Here is a 26,947-nt window from a genome sequence, read left to right on the forward strand (position 1 = left end):
TTCTGCAGGCTCAAGGATTTCAGGAGGATAGCGACCCGCTACGACAAGCGTGCCGACACCTTCCTCGCGGCCATATGCCTCGCCGCTTCCATCACTTGGTGGATCAATTGAGTCCCGACCCTAGAGCAGATCCGGTTTAGATGGAATCGCCTTCGGCGATCCGTCGTACCGGTGAATCTGCTGTAGCTATATGATGTAGAGCGGATTCACATGTTTTAGCGAAAACACAGAGTGTTTCCGTTAAAACATGACGCGCTCTAGTGTGATGTTTCTGAAGTTTGCCGCATAATCTGCGGCGAATTTTAGAGACTGAATCACACTAGATTCGGGATACTAAGGCCTTTGGTGAGTCAGGATATTGCCGTGATTTCGGCTTGGAGCCATTCACTGAAACCCACGACTTTTTTTAGAGCCGACTTCTTCTCAGGGAGGGTCAGGAAGTATTTTGGTGTCCTGGGTTTCAATACTTCCGGGATCTCGAAGGGCACGGCGAGGGAGCCTTCGTCGATGAAGCGCTGCGCGTTATAGCGATTGCCGAGGGCGACGCCCAGGCCAAGCCGGGCGGCTTCGAAGGCGTGCAGGGAATAGCTGACCGACAAAAAGCGCTGGGACTCCAGCTTCGGAGACTCCCGCAATATTGCCTGCCAGGAAATCAGACGGCGCTCGGTTTCGATCAGGGTGACCTCTGAAAGATCGTCCAGGCTGCGAATGCTGTGACGGGCGATCAAATCGGGCGATGCCAGGGGCACGACCTGATCGGACAGAATCTGGGTGGCGTTCGAGGCGCTGTCCGGTGCCAGACGGTACTCGATGGCGCAGTCGATGGTTTCTTCCTCCGGCGCTAGGGTCAGGCGTTCGAGCAGGCGCAGATCGAGGTCTTCGTGTCCGGCTGTGAAGTTCGCGATGCGCGGCAGGAGCCACATGGCCAGAAAACTCGGCGGTGCCGACACAGTCAGGGTTTCGACCTGGGAGTGATTGGCGGCCTCGAAGGTCGCTTCTTCCAGATGATCCAGAACCGGGCCGATCCGGTTGAGGTAGTCGCGGCCGGTATCGGTCAGGATCAGCCGCTTACCCTGCCGGTGGAACAGGGCTGCGCGGAGGTGATTCTCCAGATTGGCCAGTTGATGGCTGACCGCCGATTGCGTGACGGCGAGTTCCGCCGCTGCCGCCCGTACCCCGCCCAGCCGTGCCGTGGCCTCGAAGGCGTTGAGGGCTTTAAAGGGCGGCAGGTTTCTCATTGTTCGAAAATACTAATCAAAAATCTGAAAATAAATCAATTTTTTCATGTGATGATTTTCTGTAGCTTGTCGGGACCTTGACGAGGAAGAGACTTTGACCATGGAGACGTTAGGAACGCTAGAGGAACGGCGTGCGGCGATCACGGAGATCCGCAGCGCGGTGGCAGCGCTCTGCACCAGTTATGACGAGGACTACTGGCGTCGTCTGGATGGTGAAAAGGGCTATCCGACCGCCTTCGTCACGGAAATGACCGAAGCCGGGTTCCTGACCGCATTGATTCCCGAAAGCTACGGCGGCTCAGGCCTCGGGCTGCTGGAAGCCTGCGCGATCCTGGAGGAAATCAGCCGCCGGGGCGCCCATGCCGGGGCCTGTCATGCCCAGATGTACGTCATGGGTTGCGTGCTGCGCCATGGCTCCGAAGACCAGAAGCAGACTTACCTGCCCAGGATCGCCAGCGGCGAACTTCGGCTGCAGAGCTTCGGTGTGACCGAGCCCACGACGGGAACGGACACCACCAGCCTGAAGACCACGGCGAGACGGGACGGTGAGGTCTACCGGATCAACGGCCAGAAGGTCTGGATCAGCCGGGTCGAGCATTCCGATTTGATGGTGCTGCTGGCGCGCACGACGCCCCGCGAAGACTGCGCGAAAAAGACCGAGGGCCTTTCGGCCTTTATCGTCGATCTGCGCGACGCAATCGGCAAAGGCCTGAGCGTTCAACCCATCGACGCCATGATCAATCATCATGCCTGCGAGCTCTTCTTCGAGGATCTGGAGGTGCCCGCTGCGAACCTGCTGGGCGAGGAAGGCAAGGGTTTCCGGGTGATCCTGGATGGCATGAACGCGGAGCGGATTCTGATCGCCTCGGAGTGTATCGGCGACGCCCGCTACTTCCTGGATAAGGCAACGGACTATGCCCGCGAGCGGGAAGTCTTTGGGCGGCCCATCGGCGCGAACCAGGGCGTGCAGTTTCCCCTGGCCAGGTGCTATGCCGAGATGGAAGCGGCGTCCCTGATGGTCGAGCGCGCGGCTTTGCTCTTCGATGAAAAGCAGCCCTGCGGCGCGGAAGCCAATATGGCCAAGATGCTGGCGGCGGAGGCTTCCTGGAAAATGGGGGATACGGCGATGCAGACTCACGGCGGATTTGCCTTCAGCCGCGAATACAATATCGAGCGCAAGTTCCGCGAGACGCGGCTCTATCAGATCGCCCCGATCTCGACCAATCTGATCCTCAGTTATCTTGCCGAGCATGTGCTCGGCCTGCCGCGCAGCTTTTAGAGAGTCCGTCGTTATGAAGCCTTTGGAAGGGTGCCTGGTTATTGCGATCGAACAGGCCGTGGCCGCGCCGCTCTGCACTGCGCGTCTCGCCGAAGCCGGAGCCCGCGTCATTAAGATCGAACGTCCCGAGGGGGACTTCGCGCGCGGTTACGATACGGCCGCCAATGGCGAGAGCTCCTACTTCATCTGGATCAATCAGGGCAAGGAATCGGCGGTCCTCAACTTCAAGGAGCCCGGGGATGCCGCACTGCTTGAGGCTATGATCGCGCAGGCGGATGTCGTCATACAGAACCTCGCGCCCGGAGCGCTCACGCGTGCCGGGTTCGGCAGCGAGCGCTTACGCAAGGACTATCCCGGCCTGATCACCTGCGACATTTCGGGCTACGGTGAGAGCGAGGCCATGGAGGGCATGAAGGGCTACGATCTGCTGGTTCAGGCGGAGAGTGGCCTGGTGGGAATCTCGGGCGGCCCTGGCGAGGTGGGACGGATCGGGGTTTCGGTCTGCGATGTCGGCACGGGCATGACCGCCCATGCGGCGATCCTGGAAGCGCTTTACCGCAAAGCCAGGACCGGGGAGGGCGCCGCCCTGAAGCTCTCGCTCTTCGATATGGCGGCGGAATGGATGACGGTGCCTTTGATCCATTCCGACTTCGGGGCCGGCGCGCCGACCCGCCAGGGACTACGCCATCCCTCGATTGCACCCTACGGCGCCTACAGGACCAAAGACGGCATCGACACGCTGATCTCCATTCAGAATGAACGGGAGTGGCATCGGCTTTGCGCCCAGGTCTTTTTGTGCCCGGAGATGGCGACGGACCCGCGCTATGAAAACAACAGCCTGCGCGTGACCAACCGGAACGCTATGGATGCGGACATCCTGGCGGTGGTTGGCAAGCTGACGGCGGATGAGTTTCGGTCCCGTCTTCTGGAGGCCGGCATCGCCTTCGCCGGCGTGAACTCCGTGGAGCAGCTTTCCGCACACCGGGCGCTCAGACGCCGGTCTGTCGCGACCTGTGAAGGGACGCGTATTGATTTGCCCGCACCCCCTGTTCAGTGGGTTGAGGATTCGGTCGAAGATGCAGCAGGAACACCGCGGATCGGTGCGCACACCAACGCGCTGCGGGCGGAGTTTTCGCCGGCCAGGCAGGAGGGGTAACGCTGTGACGGGACGCACCCTCGATCAGTCCGTTCTGGAAAGCTGGATCGGCAGGCGGGAGGAAGCAACAGACCTGATCGATCCGCGCACGGCCCGCCTGATGCAGGCCACGCTGGACCGGACACCGAGCCTTGAACCGGGCGATGCTCTGCCGCCGCTCTGGCACTGGCTCTACTTTCCGACGGTCGTTGCGCAGAAGGACCTCGGCCGCGACGGTCACCCCAAGTTGGGCGGTTTTCTGCCACCGGTCGACCTTCCGCGCCGCATGTGGGCGGGCGGTCGGTTCGGGTTCGAGCGTGCTTTGCGTCTCGGCGAGTCCGCGCAGCGAATCTCGGAGATCAAATCAGTGCGACTCAAGGAAGGCCGCAGCGGACCGCTGTGTTTCGTCACGGTGCGGCACGAGATCTTCGCCGGAGGAAGTTTCTGTTTCTGGGAAGAGCACGACATTGTTTACCGGGAGGACCCGAAGCCGGGGTCAGTGGCTGCGGTTCCGCCGGATGCGCCCCGGGAGTCCGATTGGCAGCGGCGGGTTGAGCCCAGCCCGATCCTACTGTTCCGTTACTCTGCGCTGACCTTCAACGGGCACCGGATCCACTACGACCGGCAATACGCAATGGAGATCGAAGGCTATCCCGGGCTGGTTTTTCACGGCCCGCTGACCGCGACCCTGTTGTTCGATCTTTTGCTGGAACAAAACCCCGGCTGCTGGGTTTCCTCCTACCAGTTCCGGGCGGTGAGTCCGCTTTTCGATACCGCGGCCTTCACCCTGATGGGTAAGCGGGCGGATTCCGGCATTGAACTCTGGGCCGTCAACCCGGCAGGCCGTCTGGCCATGACCGCGCAGGCGGAAATGCTGTGACGCGGGCGGCCGTTTAGCGCTTCGATCGGCTCCGTTTCTCTTCCCAGGTCACAAAACCAAGCCCAAGGACGAAGGCCACCATTCCACCGATAACCAGTGCCAGGTACGCGACTTCTCCATCGGTCATTCTCTTCTCCCCAATAGGTTGTTTTCGGCAGGCTGGCCGGGGAGAAAAGGCTTGTCTTTGATCTATATCAATCCGCCGTTCACGTGTAGTGCCTGACCGGTGATGTAACCTGCGCCGGGGGACAGAAGAAATTCAATGGCGGCGGCGACCTCTGTGCTGCGGCCGATGCGCCCCAAGGGAATGCGCTCGGCCATGGCTGAGAGTTCCTGCTGCGACAGGCCGTCTCCCGTGCCGGGGTCTTTCTCGATAAAACCGGGAACCACGCAATTGACCGTGATTCCTGACGGTGCCAGTTCGGCGGCGAGGCTGCGCACCATGGTCTCCAGGCCGCCTTTCGCGGTCGCCGACATGGGGAAGCTGCGCATATCGGTCCGAAAGACATGTGCAGTGAAACTGCCGACCGCGACCACGCGCGGCTCTCGCGCTTTGGTCAGGTGGGGCTGCACAGCACGCAGCAACTCGTAGAAGCTGAAGAGATTGCCGCGAAAGGCATAATCCAGATCCTTGCGAGTGCCTTCATTGAGTGATTTCAGGATCGGGAAGCCCGCATTGGCGACCAGCGCATCGAGGCGGCCGAACTTTTGGACCGTTTCATCGATCAGACGCTCGGCGACACCCGCTTCTGCAATATCGCCCTGCAGGACCTCTGCCCGGCTGCCGGACCCGCGGATCTCTTCAGCCACCTGCTCCGCGCCGGCACGGTTATGACGGGCATGGACAGCAATGCCAATGTCGCGGCCGCGTGAAGTTGCGAGCCTTCGGCAGACCGCCGCGCCGATACCGCTCGAGGAGCCCGTGACCAGTGCCGTGAAACCGGATGTGCCTTCGCTGGGGTGTTCGGGGCCGGAGTGTTTGGGGCGATCCCTGTCCGTCATAGCGCTATCTCATTTCATGCTTTGTCTTTGGGTCCGGTTCCCGCCAGAGATCGTGGTTGGACCCGCAGGATATAAGCACTTGCATGGCTTTTGGTCGATTGGTGTTGTTCGACCAGTGCTGTTCGTCCGGCTGGGCAGGGACGGAGTTTGCAGTTAATCTGCCCCAAAAGGAAAAGGTGGCTGGGCGCTCTTCGAACAACGGGATTTCGCGGCTACGCAGGTCAACTGCACGATCGGCTGGTTGGGAGCGGAGATTCCTCAAACCGGCCAGTGCGCTATTGCGCCTGCGCGTATTTTTCGGGATGGTAGCACCGCTTGGGTAGTCAGGGGAGGGATTGAGCCAGGTGCTCACAATCGAGAATCTCAATAAGAATTTCGGGGGGCTGCAGGCGGTCAGAAACTGCAGTTTTGAGATCAAAGAGGGGACGATCACGGGGCTGATCGGACCAAATGGAGCAGGGAAAACAACAACCTTTTCCATGATCGCAGGGGAACTGGCGCCGACTTCGGGACGGATTGTTTTCGAGGGCAAGGACATCGCCGGTTTGCCGACTCATGAGATGTTCCATCGCGGCATCGTGCGCACTTTTCAGATTCCTCACGAATTCGCCAAGATGACGGTTCTGGAGAATCTTATGGTGGTTCCGCCGGAACAGCCGGGCGAGCGGCTCTTCGCAAACTGGATTTCCCGGGGCCAGGTCAAACGGCGCGAGCGCGAGGTCCGCGACCGGGCGGAAGATGCACTGGAATTTCTCTCCATCTCTCATCTCGGCGACGAGCAGGCAGGCAACCTCTCCGGCGGCCAGAAGAAACTGCTGGAGCTCGGCCGGACCATGATGACCGATGCCAAGCTGGTTCTGCTGGATGAGCCGGGCGCGGGCGTGAATCCGACCCTGTTGCTGAAGATCCGCGAGATGATCAGCCGTTTGCGCGAAGAACGCGACTACACTTTTTGTGTCATCGAGCACGACATGGATCTTATTGCGAGCCTTTGCGATCCGGTGATCGTGCTGGCGGAGGGTACGGTCCTGATGCAGGGTCACATGACCGAAGTGCGCAGCAACCCCGATGTTCTGGACGCCTACCTTGGCGGCGGAGAGGAAAACTGATGTCGGTTCTGGAACTTGATGCGGTTGTCGGGGGATATGGCGATACTCAGATTCTCCATGGGGTGTCGATGAAGGTCGATCCCGGGGAGATTGTGGTGATCATCGGCCCGAACGGCGCCGGGAAATCTACCGCGATGAAAGCGGTTTTCGGTCTTTTGAACCTGAGCAGCGGGAAGGTCAGCCTGGACGGCGAGGACATTACCAACATGCCGCCCGAACAGGTCGTGCGCCACGGCGTCTGCTACGTACCGCAAACCTCCAACATCTTTCCGAGCCTGACGGTCGAAGAAAATCTGGAAATGGGAGCCTTCGTCAGGGAGGACGACTTCCAGCCCCGCCTGCGGGAGCTCTACGAAGTCTTCCCGCCGCTCGCGGAAAAGCGCAGGCAGACCGCAGGTACGCTCTCCGGCGGTCAACGCCAGATGGTGGCCATGGCCAAGGCCATGATGCTGGAGCCGAAAATCCTTCTGTTGGACGAACCTACTGCCGGCCTGTCGCCCAAGTATCGTGGCGAGATCTTCTCGATCGTTAAGACCGTCAACGCCACCGGGACGCCGATTCTGATGGTCGAGCAAAACGCCAAGCAGGCGCTGAAGATCGCGAACCGCGGATACGTTCTGGTCGATGGCAAGAACAAGTTCGAGGGCAGCGGCCAGAGCCTGCTGGACGATCCGGAGGTGGCGGAGATGTTTCTCGGGGGCGGCGCAGCGGCATGATCGAATTTTTGAATTTTTATCTGATCCCCGGTCTGGTTCTGGGCAGCATCTATGCGCTGGGCGCCATCGGGATCACGCTCACCTTCAGCATCCTGCGGTTCGCCAACTTCGCCCATGGCGAGACCATGCTGCTGGGGGTCTACATCACCTGGAGCCTGGTTCAGTTTTCCGGCCTGCATCCGCTTATTGTCCTTCCGGTTGCCGCCATGTTGACCGTGCTGGCTGTGCTCTTCATCGATCGCGCGTTCTACAAACCCTTCAGGACCAGCCCGACCATCATGGTGGTCATCGCGTCTTTCGGCATGATGCTGATGATCCGTTCCGTCGTGCAGTTTATCTGGGGCGTTCAATTGAAAGGCATGACCCAGGGCATCCAGCGGCCAATGGTCTTTTTCGACAGCCTTCGGATTTCGCCCAAGCACGTGATGATCATCAGTGCCACGATCGTACTGATGCTGGCGGTACACTATCTGCTCAGCCGGACGAAAATCGGCAAGGCCATGCGTGCGATGTCGGACTCTCCCGAACTCGCCAAGTTGACCGGTATCGACACGGAAAAGGTCGTCCGTATGACCTGGATCGTCGGGGGTACCCTGGCGACGGCGGCCGGCGTGTTCCTCGCGATCGATACGCACATCGATACCAACATGGGCTTCAAGATGCTGTTGCCCATGTTTGCCGCGGCTATTCTCGGCGGGATCGGGCGCCCCTTCGGTGCTGTTGCCGGTGGGCTGATCATCGGTGTCGTTGAGGAAATTTCCTCTTATCCCTGGATCGGCACGGAACCGCTTCTGAACCCCGGTTACAAGGCCGGCGTCGCCTTCGCCATCATGATCGCTATGCTGCTCTGGCGCCCAAGCGGCCTGTTCAAAGGGAAGGTTTTCTGAGATGGATCAATTCTACGGGATCTTCCTCTACGTCATTTCCCTTCTGACCATGGGCGGTATCTATGCGATCCTGGCTCTGGGACTGAACATTCAATGGGGCTTTACCGGCCTGTTCAATGCCGGCATCGCAGGTTTTTTCGCGATCGGTGCCTATGTCAGCGCTATTCTCACCACCGCGCCTTCCGCACGGCATCTTGGCGGTTTCGAGGTGCCTTATGTCGTCAGTTTCCTCGTTGCCATGATCGTCAGCGGGATCATCGCCTGGGGCGTCGGCAAGGTCTGTTTGAAGCTGCGGGCTGATTATCTCGCCATTGCCACCATCGGCATCGCCGAGATCTTCCGTCTCATTCTGAAGAACGAGACCTGGGCGACCAACGGGCCACGCGGCGTCTCAATGATTCCAAAGCCCTTCGAATCCTTGCCGGAGCCCTGGAATCAACTTGCCTTTCTGGGTTTGATCCTCGCGACGGTGGTGGTGATCTATTTCCTGCTGGAAACCGCGCGGCGTTCGCCCTGGGGCCGGGTGATGACCGCGATCCGCGAGAATGAGAAATCCGCGATGGCCGCCGGTAAAGACATCGAGAAATTCCGCATGGAGGCCTTTGTCGTTGGCTGCATGCTGATGGCGCTGGCAGGGGCTTTCATCGCGCATTACCTCAAGTTTATCGGACCCAATGCGACGGACCCCATGACTTCGACCTTTCTGGTCTGGGTGATGCTTGTGGTGGGGGGCAGTGCGAATAACAAAGGGGCCATTCTGGGCGCGTTTCTGATGTGGACCATCTGGTCGGCCTCGGAAATTCTGACCAGCCGTCTGCCGGACGAACTCGCGATTCGCACGGCCTATATCCGGATTTTCCTGATCGGTCTCGCCCTGCAGATATTCCTGCAGAGATATCCTAAAGGAATTTTCCCGGAGGTGCGGCCGAAGCCGGAACGGCGCGTAAACCCTGCTGAGACTCCCGCGAGTCGATAATTTTGGCGGATCAGGTAAAATAGAGCGGGCAACGGCTGCCGGTGCGCATATTGACAGAAATTTTGATCAGGTCATCATGCGGTTTAAGAGAAGCCAGACTGCAATAACAAAACCATAAGTGCAGAGGAGTGACGTCATTATGAAATATATGGGTAAATTTCTATTTGCTGCTTCGGCCCTGGCGATGAGTGCGCCGGCCGTCAGTGCGGATGAGATCAAGGTGGGGTCTGTTGCCGGTGTGACCGGGCCGATTGCCGAACTGGTCGATCCGATCATTGCCGGGCGCAATCTAGCCGCGCAACACGTCAACGATCAGGGTGGATTGCTTGGCGGCGACACACTCAGGCTGGTGCTGTCCGATTCCGCATGCGACCCGAAGGCTGGCGTCGATGCCGGCGGTAAGGTCGTCAATGTGGAGCAGGTTGTTGCGGTTATCGGCGCAAGCTGCTCTGGTGCGACAAACGGCATGGTCCAGTCCGTAACGATCCCGGCTGGTGTTGTTGCCGTATCGGACTCAGCCACGGCCCCGTCGATCAGCGAGCTCAAAGACAATGACCTGGTGTTCCGCGTTGCGCCGTCCGATGCCTATCAGGGCGCGGCGCTCGCCAAGCTGGCCTATGATGCCGGTGTCCGGAAACTGGCCATGACTTACTCGAACGATGACTACAACGCCGGTATCGCGACGGTGTTCGAGAAAGAGTTCGCGGCCATGGGCGGCACCATCACGGCCAACCAGGCACACGAACCGAACAAGGCCTCCTATCGTTCCGAGCTCTCCACCCTTGCGAGCGGCGGTGCGGAGGGCATTGCGATCTTTGCCTACTACGGCAGTAGTGGGATCGCCATTATCCGCAACAGCCTCGAGAACGGCCTGTTCGACAGGTTCTTCGCCGCGGACGGTATGTTCGACACCTCGGTGATTGAGCAGATCGGTGCCGACAACCTTCGGGACCGGATCTCGATCACGCAGTCCGCATCGGATTACGCGGATACCTCCTATCAGGCGTTTGAAACGGCTTTCAGCGCGACCGGCAAAGACCCGAAAGCGCCGTATGCCGCCCATGGCTATGACGCTTCGTTCCTGGTCGCCCTTGCGATCGAAAAGGCGGGTGCTGCAGATCGTGGCAAGATCGCCGCGGCGTTGCGTGAAGTTGCCAATGCACCGGGGGAAGTCATTCGTCCCGGCGAGTGGGAGAAGGCCAAAGCGCTGATTGCTGCCGGAAAAGACATCAACTACGAGGGCGCGTCGGGGCCGGTCGACTTCGATGCCAACGGTGATGTCGTCGGCATCTACAGTGTCAATGTCGTTGGTGACGACGACAAATGGGCGATCTCGCTGTTGAAGTAAGGCGCTTATTTGCCTGGTCCTTGCGCCGGGCATCGTAAGGTTTACTGGCGGTTCTTTGCTGCGTTCCGGGAAAGGGTGCCGGACGCCGAAGAGCCGCCAGTTGGCTTTTCCGGGGAGAGACTTCGCGTGAATTTGTTGGATTGATGGAAGAAGCAACAGCCAGACTGGGCGTCGATATCGGCGGTACTTTTACCGACGTGGTGCTTGAACGTGGGGGTGAGGTCTGTTCCGCGAAGGTGCTGACGACACCGTCAGCGCCGGAAAATGCGATCCTGGAGGGACTTGGCGAGGTTTTGTCCAAGGCAGGGCTCAGCGCTGGCGACATTTCCGTCATCATTCACGGCACCACCCTGGCCACCAATGCCCTGATCGAGCGCCGGGGTGCCAAGACTGCGCTGATCACGACCCAGGGTTTTCGTGACGTTATCGAGATGCGGAGCGAGAGCCGCTTCGAGCAATACGATTTGAATCTGGTGCTGCCGGAACCGCTGATCGCACGGGCGCACCGCTATACCCTGCCGGAGCGGATCGGCGCGCAGGGACAAGTCCTGAAACCGCTCGATCCCAGCGACATCGAGCGCCTGACAGACGAGATCGAACGCGGTGGATATGACAGCGTCGCGATTGGCCTGATTCACGCCTACATGAACCCGGCCCACGAGGAAATGGTTCGGGAGATCCTGCTCGCGCGGCTGCCCGCGCTCTCGGTGTCGGTTTCCTCCGAGGTTTCGCCGCAGATGCGCGAGTTCGAGCGTTTCAACACCGTCTGCGCCAATGCTTACGTCAAACCACTGATGAAATCCTACCTGGACCGCCTGGTCTCGCGCCTGGGCGAGATGGGCGCGGACTGTCCGGTCTTCATGATGCATTCGGGCGGCGGTATCATATCGCTCGAAAGTGCATCGGAATTCCCGGTCCGGCTGGTGGAGTCCGGGCCTGCCGGTGGCGCGATCTTCGCCGCGGATATCGCGGCACGCTACGGAATAGACTCAGCCCTCTCTTTCGATATGGGCGGCACCACCGCCAAGATCTGCCTGATCAAGGACCAGACGCCAAAAACCTCGACGACCTTTGAAGTCGCGCGAACCACCCGCTTCAAAAAGGGCAGCGGCATGCCGATTTCCATCCCGGTGATCGAGATGGTCGAGATCGGCGCCGGTGGGGGTTCCCTGGCCCACGTTGACAGCCTGCAGCAGATCAGGGTCGGCCCCGAGAGCGCGGGTTCCGAGCCTGGTCCGGCCTGCTACCGGCAGGGCGGGGAAAGACCCGCCGTCACGGATGCCGATCTTCTGCTCGGCCGTCTTGATCCTGAGAATTTTGCCGGTGGTTCGATCCGCCTCTCAGGCGAGTGTTCCGCAGCCGCTGTTAAACAACATGTCGGGATGGCATTAGAGTTAAACGAAACGACGGCGGCCTTCGGCATCTCGGAAGTGGTGGACGAAAACATGGCCAATGCGGCGCGGGTCCACGCGGTGGAAAACGGCGAAGATCTCTCGGGTTACAGCATGATCGCCTTTGGCGGCGCAGCACCGCTCCATGCCGGCCGGCTCTGCGAAAAGCTGGGCATAGAACGGCTGCTGGTACCGCCCGGCGCCGGGGTTGGCTCGGCGATCGGTTTTCTGCGGGCCCCCTTCAGTTTCGAGGCGACCCGCAGCAGCTATATGCGCCTCTCGGCCTACGACCCTGAAGCGGTGCGCCGCCTGCTCGATGAGCTGGTGCAGGAAGCGGAAGCCTTCGTCCGATCCTGCGACACAGACTCGCCCCTGACACTCGAGCGCAAGGCCTACATGCGTTTCGTCGGGCAGGGCTGGGAGATCCCTGTGTCTCTCTCGGAAGCGGATGCACAGGCTGCAGATAGCAGTGCGGTTTCTGCGCGGTTCGAAAGTGCCTACCGGGCCCTGTTCGGGCGCACGGTCGAGGGCCTGGATGTCGAGATCACCAGTTGGTCGGTGCGCGTGAGCACGCCCGTACCGCCCGTGATGCCTGTCGAAGCCGTGCCGGCGCAACGTGAGGCGGTCTCGGATCAGCAAAGAGCGCTGTTCGACCCGGTCGGGCAAAGGTTTGATGAAGCCCAGGTCATCCAGCGGAGTGCTTTGGAGCCCGGCGTGGCGGTGACCGGCCCCGCGGTTATCGTCGAAAGCGAAACCTCGATCATCGTTCCACCCGGCTTTCAAGCGGTCATGCAGACCGATGGCTGCGTTATGCTGGGGCGCAACGCGACGGGCTCCGGATCGGAGGCGACAACATGACGACTTCAGGGGCGCAATCGGTTTCCTACCAGGTCATGTGGAACCGCCTGATCTCCGTGGTGGAAGAGCAGGCGCAGGCCCTGATCCGGACCGCCTTTTCCACTTCCGTGCGCGAAGCGGGCGATCTTTCCGCCGGGGTCTTCGATGTCACGGGTGCCATGATGGCGCAGGCGGTGACCGGAACACCCGGGCACGTGAATGCCATGGCGGAGGCCGTGGGGCATTTCATCCGTGAAATCGGTGAAGATCAGATCTTCGAGGGCGATGTCTACATTACCAACGACCCCTGGAAAGGCACCGGCCACCTGCACGACATCACCATGGTCAGTCCCTCGTTTTATCGGGGCAGGCTGGTCGGCTATTTTGCCAGCACGGCCCATGTGGTGGATGTCGGTGGACGAGGCTTCGGGGCCGATGGCCGGGAAGTCTATGAAGAAGGCCTGCTGATCCCGATCATGAAGTTCGCGCTGCGCGGCGAGGTCAACCGCGATCTGATCAAGATCGTTCGGAACAATGTCCGCGAAGCCGATCAGGTCGTCGGGGACCTCTATTCCCTGGCGACCTGCAACGAAACCGGTCATAAACGCCTGGTCGCTATGATGGACGAGTTCGGACTGAGTGACCTTGAGGCGCTCGCGCGTTTCATTTTCGATCACAGCCGCCGCGCGACCCTGGCGCTGGTTTCCGATTTGCCGAGGGGCTCTTGCGAGAACGAGATGATGGTCGACGGCTACGACGAATCGATCAGATTGAAGGTGAAGCTGAACATCGGCGAAGACGGAATTCAGGCGGACTTCGATGGGACCTCGCCCGCGATCGCGCGTGGAATCAACGTGCCGCTGGTCTACACCAAAGCCTATGCGGGTTATGGCCTGAAGTGCGCTATCGCGCCCGATATTCCCAACAATGCGGCTTCGCTCGCGCCCTTCACGGTCAAGGCGCCGGTTGGCTGTATCCTGAATGCGGTTCACCCCGCGCCCGTTTCGGTCCGCCACGTCACCGGGCATTTTATCCCGGACCTCGTTATGGGCGCCTTGCATAAGCTGCTGCCCGGCCGCCTGCCGGCGGAAGGGGCGAGTGCGCTTTGGAACATTCACATCAGCGCGCGTCCGAATAGCGATCTTGACGGCTACAGAGGGGATCAAAAGGCCGAGATCCTGATGTTCAACAGCGGCGGCGGCGGTGCGCGGCCGGGCCTTGACGGTCTGAGTGCCACGGCTTTCCCCAGCGGCGTGCATACCATGCCGATCGAGGCGACCGAGCATGTCGGGCCGATCGTGGTCTGGCGCAAGGAGCTGCGGCCGGGATCCGGCGGCGCGGGCAAGTACCGCGGTGGTCTCGGGCAGGTGATTGAGATCAGCGCGGCGCCAGGCCATGAATTCGATTTCAGCGCCATGTTCGATCGGGTCGCCAATCCGGCGCGTGGACGCAAGGGCGGAGAAAACGGCGCGGCGGGGACGGTGAAACTGGACGATGGAACCGTCCTGAAGACAAAAGGCCGGCAGTTCGTGCCCGCGGGACGGACGCTGGTACTGGAACTTCCGGGCGGCGGCGGTTATGGCCCCGTTTCGGAACGTGACGCGGAGTCCGTCCGGCGCGATCTCGAGAACGGTTACCTAACAGCGACGACAACCGAGGAGTAACGCCTGCTTCGGCAAGGCGACGGGAATGAAGGATAATCCAGCTATGATGCTCGAAGGAAAAACCGCCATTATCACAGGTGCCGCCCGCGGCATTGGTCTTGCCTGTGCGGAACGTTTCGTCAAGGAAGGCGCCAAGGTGGTGCTGGCCGACGTGATGGACGATGAAGGTGAAGCTGCGGCCAAGCGCCTGAGCGAGTCCGGGGGCCACGTCTGTTACCGCGCCTGCGATGTGACGGACAAATCACAGGTCGAGGCGCTGATCGCCTTTACCCGGGAAACCTATGGGCGGGTGGACTGCGTCATCGCCAATGCCGGGATCGTGCACACTTCGGATATCCTGGAGTTGGAGGAAGCCGATTTCGACCGGGTTATTGCCGTTAACCTGAAAGGCGTGTTCCTGACCGGACAGGCCGCGGCGCGCGCGATGCGGGATCAGGCACCGGACGCCGACGGCAGCCGGGGGACGATCATCAACATGTCATCGCTCAACGCCGTGGTTGCGATTCCGGCGATTACGCCCTACGTGATCGCAAAGGGCGGGGTCAATCAGTGGACCAAATGCCTGGGCATTCGCATGGCGCCGGAAGCCGTGCGGGTCAACGCCATCGGTCCGGGCTCGATCAACACCGAAATGTTCCAGACCGTGGCCGACGATCCGGCCAAGATGCATGCGGTGCTGTCGCGTACGCCGATGGAGCGGCCCGGCGAGCCTGACGAGATCGCCAAGGTCGCGGTCTTCCTGGCGTCGCACTATTCCAGCTATATGACCGGACAGACGGTCTATCCGGACGGCGGCCGGATGGGGCTGAACTACGTGGTGCCGGTGCGAGAGAACGCCGGCTAGCGCTCGTCGCTCTCTTCGTCGGCCAACACCACATCCACCGACCAGGACGATAAGGCTGCGCCCAGGTCAGCGGGTGGGGCGCTGTCGGTGACCAGGACATCGACCAGAGAAGGCGCGTCGACGGAGATCGGCGCGCGGTGGTCGAATTTCGAGCTGTCGGCCGCCACGATGCTGGTCTTGGCGCGGCGCATGATCTCGCGGGAAAACTCGGCTTCCTGCAGATCGAAGAGCATGAAGCCGCTCGCGGCATTGATCGCCGCCGCCGAGAGCACTGCGTACTCGACTTGAAAACGGCGCACGAATTCAATGGCTTCCACCCCAAAGGCCCCACCGTCATGGGCGCGCAGTTCGCCGCCGGCCATGAAGACCCGGTTGCCGTTACGCGCCGCTAGGGTGTGAGCGACCGAGACGGAATTGGTCACCACGAAGAGATCCCGGCGATGCTGCAGGGCTTGCGCGATGTAGGAGGTGGTCGAGCCGATGTCGAGAAAGAGGGAGTCCCCGTCCTCAATGATCTCCGCGACCTTTTCGGCGATGCGGCGCTTGGCGTCCGGGTTCTCGTCGACCCGCTGCTGAAAGCTCGCTTCGCTGCGGGCATCGGGCAGGTGCGCGCCGCCGTGCACCCGCCGCACCAGACCGTCTCTTGCAAGCGACTTCAGATTCCGGCGAATGGTTTCTTCTGAAACTTTCAGCCGGTCGGCAAGGTTCTGGATCCGGCTGGAACCGCCCGAGCGCCGCAGTTCCTGAAGAATCTCATTCTCGCGTTGGGTCGCGCGCCGTGACTCCGCACGGGCATCTTTCGAGGGTTTGGCACCTGTCTCGGTTTGCGCGAGACCCATCTCTCCTCCGGAACTCAAGGCTGTGATAAAATGACTGTTTACTGTGCAAAACTCTCAGATAACCCACAAAAGTCAACAGTATTTGCGGATATATGTGGATTTTATCGGAAAATGATGGATGATGATAACGAAGTTGGTTCCGTCTGATTGGCACCGCCAATACTGAGGTCGATAAGTGATGAGGCCGATGAAAGGGACGGGCGCTGCAAAAAAAGCAGCACGAAACGCGTTAAAAAGAACGGGGAGTTCCAAAGATGAAAAAAAGCCTATCGCTGATTGCGGCCCTTTCGGCTGCCGTTTACCTGGGGCCGCTCGCGCCATTGGCCCAAGCCGCGGAAAATCAAGATCCGATCAAGCTGACCCTGCACGACTGGACCGGTCAGTTGCTGACCACCAAGATCATGGGCGAAGTCCTGAAAGAGGGCGGTTATAACGTCGAATACGTGCAGGCCGACTACATCGCGCAGTTCGCGGGCCTGAAGACCGGCGATCTGCATGTCGCCATGGAGATCTGGGAAACCACCGGCCGCGAGGCCATGGACGAAGCGGTGGCGACCGGCTCCGTCGAGAACCTCGGCGAGACGGGCATGCTGGCGGTCGAGGAGTGGTGGTACCCGTCCTACATGAAGGAGGTCTGCCCGGGCCTGCCGGACTGGAAGGCGCTGAACGACTGCGCCGAGGAGTTCGCCACGCCGGAAACCGCGCCGAAGGGCCGCTATCTGGGGGCTCCGGTGACCTGGGGCGGCTTCGACGACGAGCGGGTCGAGGCGCTGGAGATGGACTTCGAGGTGATCCACGCCGGGACCGACGCGGCCCTCTTCGCGGAGCTGCAATCGGCCTACCAGAGAAAGGCGCCGATCGTGCTCTGGGTCTACGCACCGCACTGGGCGCCCTTTAAGTTCGACGGCGAGTGGGTTGAATTTCCTGAGTATTCCAAGGAATGCTACCAGGATCCATCCGCGGGGATAAATCCCGACCTGGCCTACGATTGCGGCAAGCCGCGCGGGCCGATCTGGAAGGTTTCCTGGTCCGGCGTGAAGGACAAGTGGCCGGGCGCGCATAAAGCCATCAAGGCCTTCAACGTCGAGAACGACGAGATGGGCGCCATGGTGACCAAGGTCGATCTGGACGGCAAGGATCTGGACGGCGTGGTCAAGGAATGGATGGACGCCAATAAAGACCGCTGGAATGGCTGGATTTCCAAATAGTTAGCTGATGTTCGAAGAGGCGGCAGGCGGCCCGGTCCGCTTGCCGTTTCGGGGTATAAACTGATTTGCCGCTGCGATCTGCGGCAGGTCACGAGGTCTCTATGGAAAAGCCGGTAAAGCTCGCCTGTCGTTCGGTCTGGAAACTCTACGGCCCAAATGCCGCAGATTTCCCCGATGTCAAAAACGTTATGACACAGAAAAGTCACAGCGAACGACATCTCGAGCTGACGGGAGAGCAAATTCGCGCCGCCGGTCTGATCGGCGCGGTGCGGGCCGCGAATGTGGAAATCCGCGAGGGCGAAATCTTCGTCATCATGGGCCTCTCCGGATCGGGAAAATCGACCCTGGTCCGCTGCCTCTCGCGCCTGATCGAACCGACCGCCGGCGAGGTCCTGTTCGAGGGCCGCGACCTCTTGAGTATGCCCGAGCGGGAACTGATCGAGGTCCGCCGCCGCAAGATGGGCATGGTGTTCCAGCAGTTCGCGCTGCTGCCCCATCTGACGGTCCTGCAGAACGTGGCCTTCCCGCTGGAGGTCCAGGGCGCCGCCAAGGCCGAACGGGAGGCGCGGGCGCGGGAGGTGATCGAGCTGGTCGGCCTGAAGGGGCGGGAGAGTTACTTCCCGCGCGAGCTTTCCGGCGGCCAGCAGCAGCGGGTCGGTATCGCCCGCTCCCTGGCGGTGGAGCCGGACCTCTGGTTCCTGGACGAGCCCTTCTCGGCACTGGACCCGCTGATCCGCCGGGAGATGCAGGACGAGTTCCTGAGACTGCAGTCGATGCTGCACAAGACCATTGTCTTCATCACCCACGATTTCGACGAGGCGATCCGGCTGGCGGACAGGATCGCGATCATGCAGGACGGCGAGATTATCCAGACCGCCACGCCGGAGGAGCTGGTGCTGAATCCGGCAACGGATTACGTGGCCGAGTTCACCCGGCACATTCCGCGCGCCAAGATCCTGACCGCGCGCAGCGTGATGACGCCCAGTGTGATGACACCCAGCATGATGGCCGGTGGACCGGCTCCTGAAATACATGCCGGTGACGTCCAGGCCGATGATCGGATCGAAGCCATCGCCGAGAGAATAGAGGCCGCTGACTCGCCCTTCCGGGTGCTGGAGGAGGGCGAGGTAATCGGCAGCATCGACCGGCAGGCGGTGATCGATGTTCTGGTGGGGCGTGACCCGGTCAGGCGTGACCCGGTCAGGCGTGACCCAGTTGGGCGCGAGGGGGCGGGATGAGTCTGGCCAGCCCCGATAGCAGTCCTGCAGGGCCGAACCCGGCCCGGGTCAATCTGACCCGATTCAATCCCATGGGTGCGCCTCTGTGGCTGGGCCTCTTCGTGGTGACCTGGATTTTTTCCAGCTATGGCCGGGAATTTTCCAGAGCCATCGACGCGCGCTGGCTCATGAAGTACCCGAGCGGCTGGCGGCTGCCCCTCAAGCGGGATATCAGCGACGCCATGAAGTGGCTGGTCGAGGATGCGACCTTCGGGCTTTTCACCTTCAAGGAATTCACCCGCGGGATCGCCTGGCTGATCGAGCTGCCCTACGACTTTGTGCGCTCGGCGGTGATCGACGGTTTCACGGTCGGGGTCGGCAGCGACGCGGCGCAGATCGCGCCCGCGCTCAGCTGGATCGCCATCATCGCGGTGGTGGTCGCCATCGGCCGGGTGGCGAAGGACTGGCGCCTCGCGGCCCTGGTCGGCGGCTGTTTCCTCTATCTGGCGGTCTTCGGGCAATGGGACAGCGCCATGGTGACCCTGGCCTCGGTCCTGATCTCCGTGCCCATCGGGGTGGCGGGCGGCCTGCTGCTGGGCATCGGTGCTTACCGCTGGCCCTTGTTCGACAAGATCCTGCGGCCGATCCTGGATCTGATGCAGACCGTGCCGGTCTTCGCCTATCTGGTGCCGATCCTCTTCCTCTTCGGCTTCGGGCCGGTGGCGGCGCTGGTGGCGACCATCATCTACGCCATGCCACCCATGGTGCGGGTGACCACCCTGGCGCTGCGCGGCGTGCCGACGGAGATCCGCGAGTTCGGGGCCATGGTGGGCTGCACCCGGTGGCAGATGATGTGGAAGGTCCTGGTGCCCTCCGCCGCGCCCGGGCTGATGGTCGGGGTCAACCAGGTTATCATGCTGTCCCTCAATATGGTGATCATCGCCTCCATGATCGGCGCGGGCGGTCTTGGCTTTGAGGTCCTGTCATCGCTGCGCCGTCTGGACATCGGCGCGGGGCTGGAGGCGGGCATCGCCATCGTGGTCATGGCCATCGCGCTGGACCGCCTGAGCCAGGCCTTCGCGGTGCGGCCCACACCCTCTCATGAAGAGCAGGTGGCCCACGACGAGGCGGACCTGCTTCAAAAGGCGGGCCTGATCAAGCGTCATCCCTGGAGCACGACGGTCGTTGCGGTCGCGCTGGTCACTGGCCTGGTCGGCCTGCTGCTGCCCGCGGCCCAGAGCTATCCGGCAAGCCTGACCCTCACCACCGGGCCTTTCTGGGCGGATCTGGTGGAGTTCATCAACGTGAACTTCTTCGATCAGTTCGAGGCCGCGAAGACCTTTATGCTGACCTACCTGTTGCTGCCGGTGAAGCGTTTCCTGCTCGGCATTCCCTGGCCCTGGGGCATCGCGATCGTGACTTTGGCGGGCTGGAAATTCGGCGGCTGGCGGCTGGCTCTTCTCGCGGGCGGGCTAGCGCTTTTCATCGCCGCCAACGGCCTCTGGGACAAGGCCATGATCACGCTCTATCTCTGCGGGGTGTCGGTGCTGATCGCCTCGCTGATCGGCATCCCCCTGGGCGTGCTCGCGGCGGAGAACGAGCGGGCCAACCGCATCGTCTCGGCGGTGATCGATACGCTTCAGACCCTGCCGAGCTTCGTCTATCTGATTCCGGTGGTGATGCTGTTCCGGGTCGGGGATTTCTCGGCCATGATCGCGGTGGTGCTCTATGCCCTGGCGCCCGCCGTGCGCTACGCCGCCCATGGCATCCGGAACATCGAACCGCAGCTGATCGAGGCGGGCATCGTTTCGGGCTGCACGCGCTGGCAGTTGCTGCGCAAGATCAAGCTGCCGCTCGCCCTGCCCGAGATCCTGCTGGGCCTGAACCAGACCATCATGCTGGCGCTCTCCATGCTGGTGATCACCGCGCTGGTGGGCACCCGGGACCTGGGGCAGGAGGTTTACATCGCCCTGACCAAGGCGGACAGCGGACGGGGCATCATCGCCGGGCTGTCGGTCGCGGCCATCGCCATCATTCTCGACCGCATTCTGGCCGCCAGCGCGCGCAACGCCCGCGCGCGGCTGGGGCTCGCGGAATAGGGAAAGAAGGGAGGGAGAGGAGAGATCATGACCTACATGGATGACGATACCCCCGCCCTGGAACGCGCCAGGGATCTGCCGATCTGGAGCGGCCCGGTGACGCCTGAGCCCCTGACCGGCGGCATCACCAACATCAACTTCCTGGTCGAGGATGCGGGCAAGCGCTACGTGGTGCGGATCGGCAACGATATTCCGGTGCATCAGGTGATGCGCTTCAACGAACTGGCGGCCAGCCGCGCCGCGCACGCCGCCGGTCTCTCGCCCGCCGTGGTCCACCACGAACCGGGTGTGCTGGTGCTGGATTACATCGAGTCCACGCCCCTGGACGAGGCCGCCGTGCGCGATCCGGAGACACTCGCGCGGATCGTGCCCCTGCTGCGGCTCTGCCACCGGGAGATCCCGCAACACCTGCGCGGCGCGGCCCTGACGTTCTGGGTCTTTCATGTGGTCCGCGATTACACGGCCACCCTGCGGGAAGGCAGATCGGCCTACGCCGCGAAGCTGCCCGAGCTGCTGGCGGCGGCGGACCGGCTGGAAGCGGCGGTGGGGCCCGTCGAGATCGTCTTCGGGCACAACGACCTGCTGCCCGCCAACCTGCTGGATGACGGGGAACGCCTCTGGCTGATCGACTGGGATTACGGCGGCTTCAACTCGCCGCTCTTCGACCTGGGCGGGCTGGCTTCCAACAACGGCCTGGCGGAAGCGCAGGAGCGCTGGCTGCTGGAGACCTACTTCGAGACGCCCCTGAATGATAGCCTCTGGCACCGCTATCAGGCCATGAAGTGCGCGTCGCTGCTGCGGGAAGCCATGTGGTCCATGGTCTCCGAAATTCATTCCGAACTCGACTTCGACTACGCCGCCTACAGCGCCGAGAATCTGGCGCGCTACGAGGCGGCGTTCGGGGACTTTAAAAACATATGAGGCCGTAACATGAGTTCTTTTCCGACAAGCGCCAAGGCGGTCATCATCGGCGGCGGCATCGTCGGCTGTTCGACCGCCTATCATCTGGCCAGGCTGGGCTGGAGCGAGGTGGTGCTGCTGGAACGCAAGAAGCTGACCTCGGGCACGACCTTTCACGCCGCCGGGCTGGTCGGCCAGTTGCGCTCCTCCGCCAACATCACCCAGTTGCTGGGGGAGTCCGTCGCGCTCTATAAGCGCCTGGAGGCGGAGACCGGACAGGCGACCGGCTGGAAGATGAACGGCGGCCTGCGCCTGGCCTGCAACGAAGAACGCTGGACCGAGGTCAAGCGGCAGGCCACGACCGCGCGTTCCTTTGGCCTCGACATGCAGCTGCTGACCCCCAAGGAGGCACAGGAGCTTTGGCCGCTCATGACCGTCGACGACCTGGTCGGCGCGGCCTTCCTGCCGACCGACGGGCAGGCCAATCCCTCCGACATCACCCAGGCCCTGGCAAAGGGCGCCCGCATGGCGGGGGCCTCGATTTTCGAAGACACCAAAGTGATCTCGGTCGATGTGGAGAAGGGCAAAATCAAGGGCGTCGAGACCGACCGGGGGCGCATCGACTGCGAAGTGGTGATCTGCTGCGCCGGGCAGTGGACGCGCAACTTTGCCGCCACGGTCGGGGTCAACGTGCCGCTGGTCTCGGTCGAGCATCAGTACATGATCACCGAGGCCATCGAAGGCGTCGCGCCTGACCTGCCGACCCTGCGCGATCCGGACCGCCTGACCTACTACAAGGAGGAGGTCGGCGGGCTGGTCATGGGCGGCTACGAGCCCAACGGCATCCCCTGGGCTCTGGACGGCATTCCCGAGGACTTTCACTATACCCTGCTGACCTCCGACTACGATCACTTCGAACAGCTGATGGAGCTGGCGCTGGGGCGCGTGCCCGCGCTGGAATCCGCCGGGATCAAGGAGCTGGTCAACGGCCCGGAGAGCTTCACCCCGGACGGCAATTTCATTCTGGGCGAAGCGCCGGAGCTGAAGAACTTTTATGTGGGCGCGGGCTTTAATGCCTTCGGGATCGCGGCGGGCGGGGGCGCGGGCATGGCGCTGGCCGAGTGGGTCAACAAGGGCGAGCCGCCCTTCGACCTCTGGGCCGCCGACATCCGCCGCTTCGGGCGGCCGCACTTCGATACGGACTGGGTCCGCTCGCGTACTCTGGAGGCCTACGGCAAGCACTACACCATGGCCTGGCCGCACGAGGAACACGACAGCGGACGGCCCTGCCGCAAGTCGCCGCTTTACGACCGCCTGGCCGCCAAAGGCGCCTGCTTCGGCGAGAAGCTGGGCTGGGAACGCCCGAACTGGTTCGCGGACCTGAGTGCCGGGGAGGCACCTAAAGATATCTATAGTTTCGGGCGGCAGAACTGGTTTGGCGCGGTGGCGCGCGAGCACAGGGCGGCGCGCGAGGCGGCGGTGATTTTCGACCAGACCTCCTTCGCCAAGTTCGTGCTCAAGGGTCCGGACGCCGAGGCCACCCTGAGCTGGATCGCCGCCAACGATGTGGCCAAACCGGTAGGTTCGCTGATCTATACCCAGATGCTCAACGACAAGGGTGGGATCGAGTGCGATCTGACCGTCGCGCGAGTCGCCGAAGACGAATACTACATCGTCACCGGCACCGGCTTCGCGACCCACGACTTCGACTGGATCAGCCGCAACATTCCGGCGGGGATGAACGCGCAGCTGGTCGACGTGACTTCGTCCTATTCCGTGCTTTCTTTGATGGGCCCAAAAGCGCGCGAGATCCTGAGCCGGGTGACCCGCCATGACCTCAGCAACGAGTCCTTCCCCTTCAGCCGCATGCAGACCCTGGGCATCGCCGGCTGCCCGGTCCGCGCGTTGCGCGTGACCTACGTGGGCGAGCTGGGCTGGGAACTGCACCTGCCCGTGGAATACGCCACCGCCGTCTACTACGCGCTGATGGCAGCGGGCGCGGAGCTCGGCCTGCGCGACGCCGGCTACCGCGCCATCGAAAGCCTGCGCCTGGAAAAAGGCTACCGCGCCTGGGGCTCCGACATCGGCCCGGACCACACGCCCGACGAGGCGGGCCTGGGCTGGGCGGTGAAGCTGAAAAAGAACATCGACTTCAAAGGCCGGACGGCGGTCGAGGCCCAGCGGCGGGATGGGGTGAAGAAGATGCTGGCGTGTTTTACGGTCGAGGACCCAGACGTGGTGCTGCTGGGGCGGGAGACGATTTACCGCAATGGCGAGCGGGTTGGGTGGCTGACCTCAGCGGGTTACGGCCATACGCTTGGGGTTTCGATTGGCTACGGTTATGTGCGGAACCCGGAGGGGGTGGACCGGGAGTTTGTACTGTCGGGGGATTACGAGCTGGAGGTCGCGACCGAGCGGGTCAAGTGTGCGGTGGGCATGAAGCCGCTGTATGATCCGGGGATGGTGCGGGTTAAGGGGTAGTGTGGTCTGAGGCGAAGGCGTTGAGCTGTTTGATCAATGTTGTGGATTTTGTCACTAAAGAACATGACATCTATGCACAAGCTTTGATGTAGCAATTCATTCGCTCTCAGCTCGTCAGTTTTCTTACAACCGATATGTTAGGAGATTTGCGACCTGACTGAAGTTGCTGGATTGGCTCCGAATATTTCATTCCTAATTTACGAAAACCTTCGGACCGATTCTTGAAGTACAAGTGCCGATCCTTGTGTTTGGCTTGGTACTGATTGGCCAATTTTGCTTTTCGCTTAGACAATCGATGTTTTGTCCAATCGTCGCTGCCGAACCAGTCAAGACGAAGTATAACGCTCGAGCTTAATGGAAACGGGATAACTGCTTGAGGGTGTTTCAACCCAAAACCATAGGTATTCGAAACAGGATCTGGCCCAGCATCTATCCAAAACACGGGGTTGTCACTTGTGAGCAGTTCCTGAGTATCACTAACTTCAAACGTCCAATTCATCTTAACCATTATTGCGGCAAGATTTTCACTCTGTTTGAATGCCATAAGACCAACCCGACGGTCGACACTCATTTCGTAATTCTCTTTGTTTCGTATGAACTCTTGGAACTTGATGTCTTGCTCGGTTAATTGTCCTTCTTCTTCCTTTCGACGGTTTTCCGTTTCTATGGACTGCGTTCCAACCCAGTCGGCGACTTCTCCATAAAATGCTGCGATCTGTCTCAGTTGTGCGGGGCTTCGGCTAAACATGGTTGCCAAAAAAATGGCGAAATCACTCTTTGTTTCCTGATCAAGAGCCTTGAGCGATAGCAAATCGGGAATTATTTTTGACGTGACTCCTTCTATCTTTGAAAGACTGTCTTCAATGAAATCGCTTCGACTTCCGTCTTCGTTTACAGGAGAATAGAAATTTTTTTCGTATGCGGTTTTATCTGGTGTTGTTTGGCGAAGCGTGTTTTTCAGAGAATCGTGTGTCCATAACTTTCCTTCATCGTTCGTGAAGTTACTCAAATAAAAGCGTGGAACGAAGTGCTGTTTTTTTGTTCGGGTCATTGACTTGTTTGCAACACGATTTGATGTGGTTGGGCTAGAGCCTAATGTGATTGGGTTAACTCAACACTATTTCATACGTTCGGTTTTTGACGGACATTGTTGCAGTAGGGGGTTGTTTCATTCATTGAAAGATTACGCCAAATGATTTCGGTAGAAGTGACACAACCTGGCTCTGATTAGCGGTTCGGTTTGAGATCAGAATGCAATGGCGAGGTTCTTTAAGGTTACGGAAAGCGCCACAGGTTGAACGTCTACGATCACTATGGCCTGTTTACTGTGATCCTCTTCGGTCAGTAGGCGATCGTTAGATACGTCAATGCTTGTCACGAGATCGTCATCCTCCAGCAGGCAAAACATCCGACCGTCCGCATCTAAATCTGCATTGTCGGGAATTTGCTGTTTTGAGGGAATGCTAAGCGCATCGAGAAGTGTCTTTAGTCGATTGTCGATATCGCCATGTTGAACAAGTCCACCGGGCTTTGTTGCGGATAGAAGGCGGATACTCAGCTTGGTTTGCAATTTGAGTGCTTTTGATACGATTGGAATGTACTCAATATCTCCAACTGTTTTTCCAACATAGATTAAGGCTGGAGCATCATTGGGGCGTGTTACATCTTCGATGTCATTGAGAGGTTCCAAACTCCACAATTTGCGCAACTGCGGGTCGATTTCGCGGCGGATTCGCCATTTATCGTCCGCGCTTGCCTTTGGTGGAAGGTCTCCTCTGTAAATCAGTGTGAACTGCACAATGTTTTCCTTCTAATCTGGCTGAGGTCATCGAGCGACATTTTACGCTTTTGCGCAGCTCACTATGCCGGAGTCAAAATTATCAGGGATAGCTCAAGTCCGATTTTGTGCCTTCGCCATCGAGGTCGGGACGTCAAAGGTTTCTTAAGCTCTATTAAGGGCTGCACAATTCGAGGTCTGACCCCGACTACCCGACTAGGATTTTAGTTGCGCGCTAGCTTTCAATACATAAGCTCGGTCACACGCGACATCTCGATCCTACAAATTCAGACCTTGCCTCAAATCGACAGGCAAACTTTTTTAGCTTATGAGTCCGCACTGGAATCGTTCAAACAACACTTTAAAATCGTCGTTTGGAAAAACACCGTTATTGCTTCTCAGAACTAAATTCAAGTTCCTACAAACACAAAACTGTGCCTTTTTGTAACCAAGCTCTGCATCAGTATCACTGCTTTCGTGGTTATCAAGAATTTCATCGAATTCTCGTAGGCACTTTTCATGTATTCTATTCATTAATTTTGCATCAAAATTAAATAAATTAATGATCTCTACAGAAATATCCTCAATATCTTCGCTGTCAACTTTATCTAGTATGCTTGTTTTTAATTGAGTTGAGCCCCTAATTATTACCTTTTCAGAATTTTGAATAACGATGTTTGTCACTGTTTCGGGTGTCGGAGTTTCCCCTTCACTCCGAAGAAGAGACACGACACTAGCGATACTCCCGACCAATCCAATCGCAGTTATGGGATCCATTATGACATCTCCCCCTATCAAGCATACTTTGATTTTATGATTACTTTACTCCGCCTCATCGAAACACAGACACACCAGAGTAGTTACGACCAGCGAGCCATACTCACTCGTATACATCATTTTTTCATTTTTTGGGTATTATAACAACTATAATAATATAATTTACACTTTTTTATCGTATAAAATCATATAAATTACAATCTCTAATAATCAGAATCAGGTCTAATGGGATGGCCCGCCCCACCGGGCTTTCGGTGTGCGATGCTTGATGTGCCCACATCAGCAACGCAAGGAAGGACCATCCCATGGATATCAAAACCCTTGGCATCGATATCGGCAAGAC

The 26,947-nt window shown here is 60.0% G+C and carries 22 protein-coding genes and 1 pseudogene; 17 read left to right on the forward strand and 6 right to left on the reverse strand.

Annotated elements, in window-relative coordinates:
• Positions 1-111, forward strand: a pseudogene (locus tag FKG95_RS28870) (IS5/IS1182 family transposase); the annotation flags it as partial.
• A gap of 239 nt (positions 112-350) precedes the next feature.
• Here the strand turns inward: FKG95_RS28870 and FKG95_RS28875 are convergent.
• The gene (locus FKG95_RS28875) at positions 351-1,238 is read right to left on the reverse strand and encodes a LysR substrate-binding domain-containing protein (protein ID WP_142899944.1); all 888 of its coding nucleotides are present in this window, start codon (positions 1,236-1,238) and stop codon (positions 351-353) included.
• Positions 1,239-1,338: 100 nt separating this feature from the next.
• Between FKG95_RS28875 and FKG95_RS28880 the strand changes: the two genes are divergently transcribed.
• The 3 genes from FKG95_RS28880 to FKG95_RS28890 are packed head-to-tail and all read left to right on the forward strand — an operon-like array spanning position 1,339 to position 4,532.
• A complete protein-coding gene (locus FKG95_RS28880; protein ID WP_142899945.1) occupies positions 1,339-2,517 on the forward strand; it encodes an acyl-CoA dehydrogenase family protein in 1,179 nt (392 codons plus the stop codon).
• Between the two features lie 13 nt (positions 2,518-2,530).
• A complete protein-coding gene (locus tag FKG95_RS28885) occupies positions 2,531-3,673 on the forward strand; it encodes a CaiB/BaiF CoA transferase family protein (protein ID WP_142899946.1) in 1,143 nt (380 codons plus the stop codon).
• Between the two features lie 4 nt (positions 3,674-3,677).
• Entirely contained in the window at positions 3,678-4,532 is an 855-nt protein-coding gene (locus tag FKG95_RS28890) for an HTD2 family dehydratase (protein ID WP_246116941.1), read from the forward strand.
• 189 nt (positions 4,533-4,721) lie between these two features.
• Here the strand turns inward: FKG95_RS28890 and FKG95_RS28895 are convergent, their stop codons facing one another.
• Entirely contained in the window at positions 4,722-5,534 is an 813-nt protein-coding gene (locus tag FKG95_RS28895; protein ID WP_142899948.1) for an SDR family NAD(P)-dependent oxidoreductase, read from the reverse strand.
• Between the two features lie 344 nt (positions 5,535-5,878).
• Between FKG95_RS28895 and FKG95_RS28900 the strand changes: the two genes are divergently transcribed.
• From FKG95_RS28900 to FKG95_RS28935, 8 genes are all read left to right on the forward strand, one after another.
• Positions 5,879-6,643 carry an ABC transporter ATP-binding protein gene (locus FKG95_RS28900; RefSeq protein WP_142899949.1) on the forward strand — a complete coding sequence of 255 codons (765 nt, stop codon included), beginning with the start codon at positions 5,879-5,881 and terminating at the stop codon, positions 6,641-6,643.
• A complete protein-coding gene (locus FKG95_RS28905) occupies positions 6,643-7,359 on the forward strand; it encodes an ABC transporter ATP-binding protein (protein ID WP_142899950.1) in 717 nt (238 codons plus the stop codon). The genes FKG95_RS28900 and FKG95_RS28905 overlap by 1 nt, the downstream gene beginning before the upstream one ends.
• A complete protein-coding gene (locus FKG95_RS28910; RefSeq protein ID WP_142899951.1) occupies positions 7,356-8,246 on the forward strand; it encodes a branched-chain amino acid ABC transporter permease in 891 nt (296 codons plus the stop codon). The genes FKG95_RS28905 and FKG95_RS28910 overlap by 4 nt, the downstream gene beginning before the upstream one ends.
• A gap of 1 nt (position 8,247) precedes the next feature.
• Positions 8,248-9,222, forward strand: a complete 975-nt coding sequence (locus tag FKG95_RS28915; RefSeq protein WP_142899952.1) for a branched-chain amino acid ABC transporter permease — start codon at positions 8,248-8,250, stop codon at positions 9,220-9,222.
• A 139-nt stretch (positions 9,223-9,361) separates the two neighbouring features.
• Positions 9,362-10,570 carry an ABC transporter substrate-binding protein gene (locus tag FKG95_RS28920; protein ID WP_218940407.1) on the forward strand — a complete coding sequence of 403 codons (1,209 nt, stop codon included), beginning with the start codon at positions 9,362-9,364 and terminating at the stop codon, positions 10,568-10,570.
• Between the two features lie 143 nt (positions 10,571-10,713).
• Entirely contained in the window at positions 10,714-12,819 is a 2,106-nt protein-coding gene (locus tag FKG95_RS28925; protein WP_142899953.1) for a hydantoinase/oxoprolinase family protein, read from the forward strand.
• Positions 12,816-14,462, forward strand: coding sequence for a hydantoinase B/oxoprolinase family protein (locus FKG95_RS28930; RefSeq protein WP_142899954.1), 1,647 nt, complete (start codon positions 12,816-12,818; stop codon positions 14,460-14,462). The genes FKG95_RS28925 and FKG95_RS28930 overlap by 4 nt, the downstream gene beginning before the upstream one ends.
• Positions 14,463-14,487: 25 nt before the next feature.
• The gene (locus tag FKG95_RS28935; protein ID WP_246116942.1) at positions 14,488-15,306 is read left to right on the forward strand and encodes an SDR family NAD(P)-dependent oxidoreductase; all 819 of its coding nucleotides are present in this window, start codon (positions 14,488-14,490) and stop codon (positions 15,304-15,306) included.
• Here FKG95_RS28935 and FKG95_RS28940 read toward each other — a convergent pair.
• A complete protein-coding gene (locus tag FKG95_RS28940; RefSeq protein WP_142899955.1) occupies positions 15,303-16,145 on the reverse strand; it encodes a DeoR/GlpR family DNA-binding transcription regulator in 843 nt (280 codons plus the stop codon). The genes FKG95_RS28935 and FKG95_RS28940 overlap by 4 nt on opposite strands.
• 254 nt (positions 16,146-16,399) lie before the next feature.
• Between FKG95_RS28940 and FKG95_RS28945 the strand changes: the two genes are divergently transcribed.
• The 5 genes from FKG95_RS28945 (at position 16,400) to FKG95_RS28965 (ending at position 24,050) form a co-directional block, all read left to right on the forward strand.
• Positions 16,400-17,353, forward strand: a complete 954-nt coding sequence (locus FKG95_RS28945) for an ABC transporter substrate-binding protein (protein ID WP_142899956.1) — start codon at positions 16,400-16,402, stop codon at positions 17,351-17,353.
• 101 nt (positions 17,354-17,454) lie between these two features.
• Positions 17,455-18,591, forward strand: a complete 1,137-nt coding sequence (locus FKG95_RS28950; RefSeq protein ID WP_142899957.1) for a quaternary amine ABC transporter ATP-binding protein — start codon at positions 17,455-17,457, stop codon at positions 18,589-18,591.
• Positions 18,588-20,669, forward strand: a complete 2,082-nt coding sequence (locus FKG95_RS28955; protein ID WP_218940408.1) for an ABC transporter permease — start codon at positions 18,588-18,590, stop codon at positions 20,667-20,669. The genes FKG95_RS28950 and FKG95_RS28955 overlap by 4 nt, the downstream gene beginning before the upstream one ends.
• A gap of 27 nt (positions 20,670-20,696) precedes the next feature.
• Positions 20,697-21,590, forward strand: a complete 894-nt coding sequence (locus FKG95_RS28960; RefSeq protein WP_218940409.1) for a choline kinase family protein — start codon at positions 20,697-20,699, stop codon at positions 21,588-21,590.
• 9 nt (positions 21,591-21,599) lie between these two features.
• A complete protein-coding gene (locus tag FKG95_RS28965) occupies positions 21,600-24,050 on the forward strand; it encodes a GcvT family protein (protein WP_142899958.1) in 2,451 nt (816 codons plus the stop codon).
• Positions 24,051-24,156: 106 nt separating this feature from the next.
• On the opposite strand, the gene FKG95_RS28970 is transcribed toward FKG95_RS28965, so the two are convergent.
• The 3 genes from FKG95_RS28970 to FKG95_RS28980 form a co-directional block, all read right to left on the reverse strand.
• Positions 24,157-25,101, reverse strand: a complete 945-nt coding sequence (locus FKG95_RS28970) for a DUF4238 domain-containing protein (RefSeq protein ID WP_142899959.1) — start codon at positions 25,099-25,101, stop codon at positions 24,157-24,159.
• Positions 25,102-25,296: 195 nt separating this feature from the next.
• Positions 25,297-25,848, reverse strand: coding sequence for a hypothetical protein (locus tag FKG95_RS28975; RefSeq protein WP_142899960.1), 552 nt, complete (start codon positions 25,846-25,848; stop codon positions 25,297-25,299).
• A gap of 300 nt (positions 25,849-26,148) precedes the next feature.
• Entirely contained in the window at positions 26,149-26,604 is a 456-nt protein-coding gene (locus tag FKG95_RS28980) for a hypothetical protein (protein WP_142899961.1), read from the reverse strand.
• Positions 26,605-26,947: the final 343 nt, after the last annotated feature.

The sequence above is a fragment of the Denitrobaculum tricleocarpae genome, assembly GCF_007004665.1.
GTDB lineage: Bacteria > Pseudomonadota > Alphaproteobacteria > Kiloniellales > Kiloniellaceae > Denitrobaculum > Denitrobaculum tricleocarpae.